Here is a 2276-nt window from a genome sequence, read left to right as displayed (position 1 = left end):
GACGCGGCGTGCGCAGCACCCGCAGCACCCGCGAGGCGAGGCCGGTGTAGCCGGCCATGACGATCAGGTCGACCACTATCATGGTCGCGCCCATCAGCAGGTACTGCGGCAGCAGCGGCTGCTGCGGGGCGATGAACTGCGGCAGCACGGCGAGCATGAAGACGATCGCCTTGGGGTTGCTGGCGTTGACCAAAAAGCCACGCAGCACCAGGGTCAGCGGCCGGCCGCTGGGGCGCTCGGCGGCGCCGGTGGCGAGGTCGCTGGGCAGCGCGATCCACTGCCGGTAGGCCAGGTACACCAGGTAGGCGACGCCGAACCACTTGATCAGGCTGAAGGCCAGCGCCGAGGCGGCGAGGATGGCGCCGACACCGGCGGCGACGATGGCGATCTGCAGGGCCAGGCCCAGTTGCAGGCCGAGGGCGTTCCAATAGCCGCGCCAGAAACCGTATTGCAGGCCGGCGGACATGGAGGCCACGGCACCGGCGCCGGGCGACAGGCTGATCACCCAGCAGGCGACGAAGAAAGCGAGCCAGGTTTCCAGGGCCATGGCGGATTACCTCGGGAGGGAAGAACGGGAGCAGGCCCTACAGCCTACTCCCGGCCGCTCAATCCGGCGAGCCCTTGCGCAGCTGCACCGGCTCCAGCTCCTCCTTGCGCGCCCGCGCCTGGGCGCTGCGCAGGCGGATGTTGATCGCCTCCACGGCCAGCGAGAAGGCCATGGCGAAGTAGACGTAGCCCTTGGGCACGTGCACGCCGAAGCTCTCGGCGATCAGCACGGTGCCGACCACGATGAGGAACGACAGCGCCAGCATCTTCAGGCTCGGGTGCTTGTCGATGAAGGCGCTGATGGTGCCGGCCGACAGCATCATGACGATCACCGAGATGACGATGGCCGCCACCATCACCGGCACGTGCTGCACCAGGCCGACGGCGGTGATCACCGAGTCGAGGCTGAAGACGATGTCGATGATGGCGATCTGGATGATGATGCCCATGAAGCCGTAGCTCTTCTTCGGCCCGCCCTGCGCGGCCTCCTCGGCGCCTTCCAGGCTGTGGTAGATCTCCGCGGTGCTCTTGAACAGCAGGAACAGGCCGCCGAAGAACAGGATCAGGTCGCGCCCGGAAATCCCCTGCTCGAAGACGTGGAACAGGTCGTCGGTCAGGCGCATCACCCAGGTGATCGACAGCAGCAGCAGGATGCGCGTGCCCATGGCCAGGGCCAGGCCGAAGAAGCGCGCCTTCGGCTGCTGCTCGACCGGCAGGCGGCTGACCAGGATCGAGATGAAGATGATGTTGTCGATGCCGAGGACGATCTCCAGGGCGGTCAGGGTCAGAAACGCGACCCAGATTTCCGGGTTGCTCAGCCATTCCATTCAGGGATGCTCCAATGAGTTCAGGTTGTGTAGGAAAGGTGCCGCATATGGGGCAGCTTTCGTGCAAAACCTAGCGCCAGCGGCGCACGGATTTCTGGAAGAACAGGCTGTTGGGCACCTGCAGCAACGCGCCGGCGGCCTCTTCGCTGACATCCTGCAGCGTGGTGTAGAACAGGTTGATGGCCAGCACCCGCCCCTTCACGCCGGGTTTGTCGGCGCTCTCGATCACCTCCACGGTATCGCCCAGGCGGAACGGCCCCATGGCGAAGATCAGCAGCGCGCAGAACATGTTCGACAGCACGCTCCAGATGGCGAAGAAGGCCACCGCCGCCACGGCGGTGAAGCCGGTGATGGCGGTCCACAGCACCGTGGCCGACACGCCCAGGCGCTCCAGCACCAGCATGAAGGCGCTGCCCAGGATCAACCAGCGCAGCAGGCCGCGCAGCGGCAGCAGCACCTCCTGCGGTAGCAGGCTGTAGCGCGCGCCGAGGCGGCTGATGGCGCGGGTCAGGATGCGCTGGGCGAGCCACGCCAGCAGCAGGATCAGCAGCACCTGGCCGGCGCGGATCAGCGGTTCGCGCCAGGCCGTGAGCAGTTCCAGCGATTCCATCACTCGGTCTCCTCCAGTTGCTGCTGCAACGCTTCGAGCGTCTCCAGGGCCAGCAGCCAGCTTTCCTCCAGCTCGGCCTCGCGCGCCTTGAGCGTCGCCTGCTCGGCCAGGCGTTCGCGCAGCTCGTCCTTGCGCGCCGCCTCGTACAGGCCGCTATCGGCCAGCTGCGCTTCCACCTTGGCCAGGGCCTGGTGCAGCTTGTTCAGCTCCTGCTCAAGCTTGTCGGCCTGCTTCTTGTGCGGCGCCAGCTGCTGGCGCAGGGCGGCGGCGGCCTGGCGCTGGGCGCGCTTGTC

Annotated in this window: 3 protein-coding genes and 1 pseudogene; all 4 read right to left on the bottom strand. The window is 67.0% G+C overall.

What is annotated here, in order from left to right; genetic code table 11:
• Positions 1-547 (bottom strand): LysE family transporter (locus N878_RS18100; protein ID WP_021444989.1); only part of this gene is annotated, 547 nt, incomplete at its 3' end.
• A 58-nt stretch (positions 548-605) separates the two neighbouring features.
• Positions 606-1373, bottom strand: a complete 768-nt coding sequence (locus N878_RS18095) for a TerC family protein (RefSeq protein WP_021444988.1) — start codon at positions 1371-1373, stop codon at positions 606-608.
• Between the two features lie 70 nt (positions 1374-1443).
• Positions 1444-1983, bottom strand: a complete 540-nt coding sequence (locus tag N878_RS18090; protein WP_021444987.1) for a mechanosensitive ion channel family protein — start codon at positions 1981-1983, stop codon at positions 1444-1446.
• A pseudogene (locus N878_RS18085) lies at positions 1983-2276 on the bottom strand (ABC transporter ATP-binding protein); the annotation flags it as partial. The pseudogene N878_RS18085 and the gene N878_RS18090, both read right to left, overlap by 1 nt.

Origin of the sequence: Pseudomonas sp. EGD-AK9 (genome assembly GCF_000465935.2) — a bacterium.
In the GTDB taxonomy this organism is placed as follows: Bacteria; Pseudomonadota; Gammaproteobacteria; order Pseudomonadales; family Pseudomonadaceae; genus Aquipseudomonas.
The sequence above is the reverse complement of the archived record's forward strand: the minus strand, read 5'-3'. Positions and strand labels throughout refer to the sequence as shown.

What these genes read in the sequence shown, in the direction of transcription:
- N878_RS18090 (WP_021444987.1), bottom strand. Translation starts at nt 1,983, where the DNA reads ATGGAATCGCTGGAACTGCTCACGGCCTGGCGCGAACCGCTGATCCGC.
- N878_RS18095 (WP_021444988.1), bottom strand. Translation starts at nt 1,373, where the DNA reads ATGGAATGGCTGAGCAACCCGGAAATCTGGGTCGCGTTTCTGACCCTG.